Genomic DNA, 5472 nt, shown 5'->3' on the forward strand with positions numbered 1-5472 from the left:
CTCCGGGTAGATGGCGATGGTCTGAATGCCAAGCTCGGCCGCCGCGCGCATGACGCGGATGGCGATTTCAGACCGGTTGGCGACCAGAAGGCGTTTGAAATGCTTCACAGATGTATCTCTCCGTCATGCCGGCATATTCCCGGCTAGGCTGGTTTTCTTGCTCGTATCCCAAAACTTCGCCGCAGAGCAATGCCACCAGCCGGGGGGAGATGTAAAGTTGTGCCTTTTTTTACAGCAAAACGGCAGGGTGGTTTATTTTTAGGCGGAGTTGCCGCAGCACAAAAAAGGCGGGCCATGAAGCCCGCCTTTTTTCGCGGCATTCGGCTTGACCTTAGTGATCCAGCGACTGCACGATTTCCTCGGTCATCTTTTTGGCGTCGCCGAAGAGCATCATGGTGTTGTCACGGAAGAAGAGTTCGTTGTCGACGCCGGAGTAGCCCGAGGCCATGGAGCGCTTCACGAACAGCACGGTCTTGGCTTTGTCGACCTCCAGGATCGGCATCCCGAAGATCGGGCTGGCCGGGTTGGTTTTGGCCGCCGGGTTCGTTACGTCGTTGGCGCCGATGACGTACACCACGTCAGCCGAGGCGAACTCGTTGTTGATGGTTTCCAGCTCGAACACATCGTCATACGAGACGCCGGCTTCGGCCAGCAGCACGTTCATGTGGCCGGGCATGCGGCCCGCCACCGGGTGGATGGCGTATTTGACCACGATGTTGTCAGCCTTCAGCACATCCGCCATTTCACGCAGGGCGTGCTGCGCCTGGGACACCGCCATGCCGTAGCCGGGCACGATGATGACCTTGGAGGCGTTCTTCATGATGAAGGCGGCGTCCTCGGCGGAACCGATTTTCACCGATTTGTCGCCCGAGGTGGTGCCGGCCACGGCCTCGGTGCCGGCGTTGCCGAAGCCGCCCAGCAACACGTTGAAGATGCTGCGGTTCATGCCCTTGCACATGATGTAGGACAGGATGGCGCCCGAGGAGCCGACCAGCGCGCCGGTGACGATAAGCGCCATGTTGCCGATGGTGAAGCCGATGCCGGCGGCGGCCCAGCCGGAATAGGAGTTCAGCATCGAGACCACGACCGGCATGTCCGCGCCGCCGATGGGGATGATGAGCAGGAAGCCCATGAGCAGCGCCAGGATGGCGACCGCCGCGAACAGGATTTTGCTGCCGCCGGAGACGATGAACAGCAGAACCAGGACGAACAGCAGAATGCCGAGGCCCAGGTTGAGCTTGTGCTGGCCGCGGAAGGTGATCGGCGTGCCCGACATCAGCGCTTGCAGCTTGGCGAAGGCGATGAGCGAGCCGGTGAAGGTGACAGCGCCGATGGCCAGGCCAAGCGACATTTCCACCAGGCTCTCCAGATGGATATGCCCGGTGGTGCCGATGCCGAAGCTCTGCGGCGCGTTCAGCGCCGAGGCGGCGACGAACACGGCGGCCAGACCGACCAGGGAGTGGAAGGCGGCGACGAGTTGGGGCAGCGCGGTCATTTTAATGCGCAGCGCCGCCACGGTGCCGATGGCGCCGCCTATGGCGACGCCGAGCACGATGAGCGCCACGCCGCCCAGCGACATGCCGCTATGCACCAGGGTCGCCAGAATGGCGATGCCCATGCCGATGATGCCGAGCCGGTTGCCCCGGCGCGAGGTGGTGGGATGCGAGAGGCCGCGCAACGCCAGGATAAATAATACCGCGGCGACCAGATAGGCGAAGGAGGTAAGGGACTGGTTCATCTGGCGGGCGCCTTATTTTTTACGGAACATCGAGAGCATGCGGTTGGTCACCACAAAGCCGCCGAAAATGTTGATACTGACCAGCACCACGGCCAGGAAGCCGAACAAATGGGCGACGGAGCTGCCCTGCAGGCCGGTTGCCAGCATGGCGCCGACGATGATGACCGAGGAGATGGCGTTGGTGACGGCCATGAGGGGCGAGTGCAGCGCCGGGGTGACGTTCCACACCACATAGTAGCCCACGAAAATCGCCAGCACGAAGATGCTGAACAGATACACGAAGGGGGCGGCGGGCGGCGCGTTCTGCGCCGCGATGGCGGCGACGCCGGCGGCGTTTTGCGCGAGAATCGAGGCTTGATGCGCGAGATCTGCCGCTTGTGCGGCTAAGTCGGCTGGTGTCATGTTTAGCTCCCCCCTTTTAAGCGGCTGCGGGAATGAAATTCGGGTGAACGACCTGGCCACCCTTGGTCAGCAGCACACCTTTAATGATGTCGTCGGACTCGGTGAGCTTGGGCGCTTTGGCGCTGCTATCCCAAAAGGTCGTGATGAATGTGAGCAGGTTGCGCGCGTAGAGCTGGCTGGCGGCGACGGCGATGCGCGAGGGCCAGTTGCGGTGGCCGATGATGGTGACGCCGTTGGCGGTGGTGATGGTCTCGCCCGGCACGGTATCGGCGCAATTGCCGCCTGAATCGGCCGCGAGGTCTATGATGATGCTGCCCGCGCGCATGGCGGCGACCATTTCGGAGGTGACGATCACCGGCGCCTTGCGCCCCTGCACCAGCGCGGTGCAGACGATGATGTCGTTCTTGGCGACGGTGGCGGCCATGAGGTCCGCTTGTTTCTTGCGGAATTCCTCGGACATCTGCCCGGCATAGGGGCCGGTCTGCTTGGCTGACTCCTCATCATCGACGCCGATATAGGTGGCGCCGAGGGATTTGATCTCTTCCTTGGCGGCGGGGCGGACATCCGTGCCGGAGACGATGCCGCCGAGGCGGCGCGCGGTGGCGATGGCCTGCAGCCCGGCCACGCCGGCGCCGATGACCAGCACGCGGGCGGGCGGAACGGTGCCGGCGGCGGTCATCATCATCGGGAAGCCGCGCGCGAAGGCGTTGGCAGCCTCGATGAGGGCGCGGTAGCCGGAGAGGTTGGCCTGGCTGGAGAGCACGTCCATGCTCTGGGCGCGGGTGATGCGGGGCATCATCTCCATCGCCACGCCGTCAATCTTCGCGGCGGCCAGGGCCGGAACCAGCTCTGGATTGCCGAAGGTGTTCATGGTGCAGACCAGCAAGGTGCCCGGCTCCACCAGGGAACGGACTTCCGGCTCGGGCGCCTGCACGGCGAAGAGGATTCCAGCGCCTTTCAGGGCGGTTGCGGCATCGGGGGTGATTTGCGCCCCGGCGGCCGCGAACTCCTCATCGGAGATCGCCGCTTGCAGTCCGGCGCCGGCCTCGATGGCGACGCTGAGGCCAAGAGCGATCAGCTTTTTGACTGTATCCGGTGTCGCCGCCACGCGGGCTTCGCCGGCGCGACGTTCTTTTAAAACAGCTAGACGCATGGACCATTCCCTAAAAAACGCTATCGATTGCAACGCACCATGATGGAGGCTGCGTAATTATTCAAGAGCATACGCGCCGGGCCCGCGCGTTACCACGCATGCCCCTGCCGAAAGTGTGAGGTGCGGGCGGCGGCGCGCGGCGGGATTCAGAGAATGATGACCGCGACGTGGCCCTTTTCGGCGGAAAAGCCGAGATAGCGATAGCGCAGCCCGGTTGCGGCGATGAACTCCTGGAACGCCTTGTATTCATGCGCGCGCCAGCCTGGGTAGTTGAAATATTCATCGAACACGATGACCGTGCCGCTGCCGATGCGCGGACGCAGCCGCTCGAAGATGACGGTTGTGCTGATGTAGATGTCGCAATCGACATGGATGAGGGCGCATTGGGCCGGATTTGCCGCCAGGAAGGGCGGCAGGGTTTTGTCAAACCAGCCGACATGCAGAATGGCGTTGGCCGGGACTTTTGGCAGTTTTCCACGCAGGGTGAAGGCGCCGGCGGCCTCCTTGGTGCCGCCCCAGTCGCCGGGGAGGCCCTCGAAACTGTCAAACCCATGGACATTGCCGGGGCGCAGGCTGGCGAGGTGGCGCAAAGAGGCGCCCTTCTCGACGCCGAACTCCAGCACCAGCCCTTCGGCCGGGGCGCGCGAGAGGGCGAATTTCAGCAGATCCAGCCGGTCGGGCAGGACCATCGCCTCGCTCATGTTGGCGACGATATAATCCACCGCCTCGCGCTTGGCGTGCAGGCGCAGGTCGATCCATAGATCGTTGGCGTAGAAGGAATGCAGGATCTTCCGGTAGGCGCGGGCGATGAAGCCCTCGCGCAGGCCGCGTTTAAAAATTGCCATCGACGCCCTCGGTCATGATTGTTGCACGCGCGCTGGTATTACTTGGCCTCCGGCACCCCGGCAATGCGCAGGGCCTCCTGCTGGCGGGCGGTGAGCCGGGCGGGGTCGAAGTCGTCAACGGTTTCATGGAACAGCCGGCTCCAGTTCAGCTCAGCGCGCAGGCGCATGAACACAGAGCCGAGGCCGATGGCGGAGCGGTCCATGAGGACGAATTCACGCGGGGGGCGCACGCCGCCGGTGCGTTGCAGCCCGGCATGAACTTTTTGTGCCACCGAGCGGCCGAACTGGGTGTCGCCGTTTTCCTCGATGGGGCGGACGCGGTCCTCGACCAGCGGGCCGTAGAGGAATTGCGCCCAGCCGTTGAGGATGGTGATCTGCTCATCGGTGATGCCCTTGAAGCCCCAGATGTCATAGGCGTGGCGGGCGCGCGCGGAGTCGGCGTCGCGCACGGCGGCGTAGAGCTCCAGCACGCCGCCGACGAATTTGGCCGGGAAGACGCGGATGGAGCCGTAATCCAGCAGGTTGAGGCCGCCGGCCTCGGAGACCTGGTAGTTGCCCAGATGCGGGTCTCCATGGATGACGCCGTAACGGTAGAAGGGGATGTACCAGGCGCGGAAGAGCGCAGTGGCCAGGGCGTTGCGCTGCTCCAGGCTGGGATTGCCCTCCAGCCAGGTGCTCAGCCCGACGCCGTTCAGCCATTTCATGGTGAGCAGGCGCGGCGTGGTGTATTGCGCCACCGGCTCGGGGACGTTCACGTTGGGGACGCCCGCCAGCATGGCGCGGTAGAGGCGCATCTGCGCGGCCTCGCGCTTGTAGTCCAGCTCCTCGCGCAGGCGCTCGCAGAGTTCGACGTAGATGTCGTCCTGGATGATGGCGTTGTCCATGCGCCGGTAGAGCGCCATGGCCATTTTCACCTGGCGCAGGTCGGCTTCGACGATGTTGGGCATGTCCGGGTATTGCAGCTTGCAGGCGACCTGGGTGCCATCGGGCAGGGTGGCCTTGTGGACCTGGCCGAGACTGGCGGCGGCGGCGGCCTCATGGCCGAAGGTTGTGAATTTTTTCTCCCAGTCCGGCCCCAGCTCGCTCTGCATGCGCCGGCGCACGAAGGCCCAGCCCATTGGCGGCGCGTTGGCCTGGAGTTCGGCCAGCTGGGCGGCGTATTCGGGGGGCAGCGCGTCGGGCACGGTGGAGAGGAACTGGGCCACCTTCATCATCGGCCCCTTGAGGCCGCCGAGCACGGCTTTTAAATCCTGGGCGTGGCGGGCCTGGTCGGTTTTAATGCCGAGCACACGCTCCCCCGCGATGCGCGCGGCGATGCCGCCGACGGCGCCCGA

The 5472-nt window shown here is 64.3% G+C and carries 6 protein-coding genes; all 6 read right to left on the bottom strand.

Translation table 11 applies throughout. From position 1 onward, the window contains the following. A partial coding sequence (locus tag HKL97_RS13695; protein ID WP_363238837.1) for a biotin carboxylase N-terminal domain-containing protein occupies positions 1-108 on the bottom strand: 108 nt, incomplete at its 3' end. A 223-nt stretch (positions 109-331) separates the two neighbouring features. Then, the gene (locus HKL97_RS11940; RefSeq protein ID WP_291425627.1) at positions 332-1738 is read right to left on the bottom strand and encodes an NAD(P)(+) transhydrogenase (Re/Si-specific) subunit beta; all 1407 of its coding nucleotides are present in this window, start codon (positions 1736-1738) and stop codon (positions 332-334) included. A 12-nt stretch (positions 1739-1750) separates the two neighbouring features. Further along, positions 1751-2140: a proton-translocating transhydrogenase family protein gene (locus tag HKL97_RS11945; protein ID WP_291425629.1), complete on the bottom strand. Its 390-nt coding sequence runs from the start codon at positions 2138-2140 to the stop codon at positions 1751-1753. Between the two features lie 16 nt (positions 2141-2156). After that, the gene (locus tag HKL97_RS11950; RefSeq protein ID WP_291425631.1) at positions 2157-3293 is read right to left on the bottom strand and encodes a Re/Si-specific NAD(P)(+) transhydrogenase subunit alpha; all 1137 of its coding nucleotides are present in this window, start codon (positions 3291-3293) and stop codon (positions 2157-2159) included. A 146-nt stretch (positions 3294-3439) separates the two neighbouring features. After that, positions 3440-4138 carry a class I SAM-dependent methyltransferase gene (locus HKL97_RS11955; RefSeq protein WP_291425633.1) on the bottom strand — a complete coding sequence of 233 codons (699 nt, stop codon included), beginning with the start codon at positions 4136-4138 and terminating at the stop codon, positions 3440-3442. A 38-nt stretch (positions 4139-4176) separates the two neighbouring features. Then, the coding region (locus HKL97_RS11960; RefSeq protein WP_291425635.1) for an AarF/ABC1/UbiB kinase family protein at positions 4177-5472 on the bottom strand (1296 nt) is incomplete at its 5' end.

Source organism: Acidocella sp. (assembly GCF_013044125.1).
GTDB lineage: Bacteria > Pseudomonadota > Alphaproteobacteria > Acetobacterales > Acetobacteraceae > Acidocella.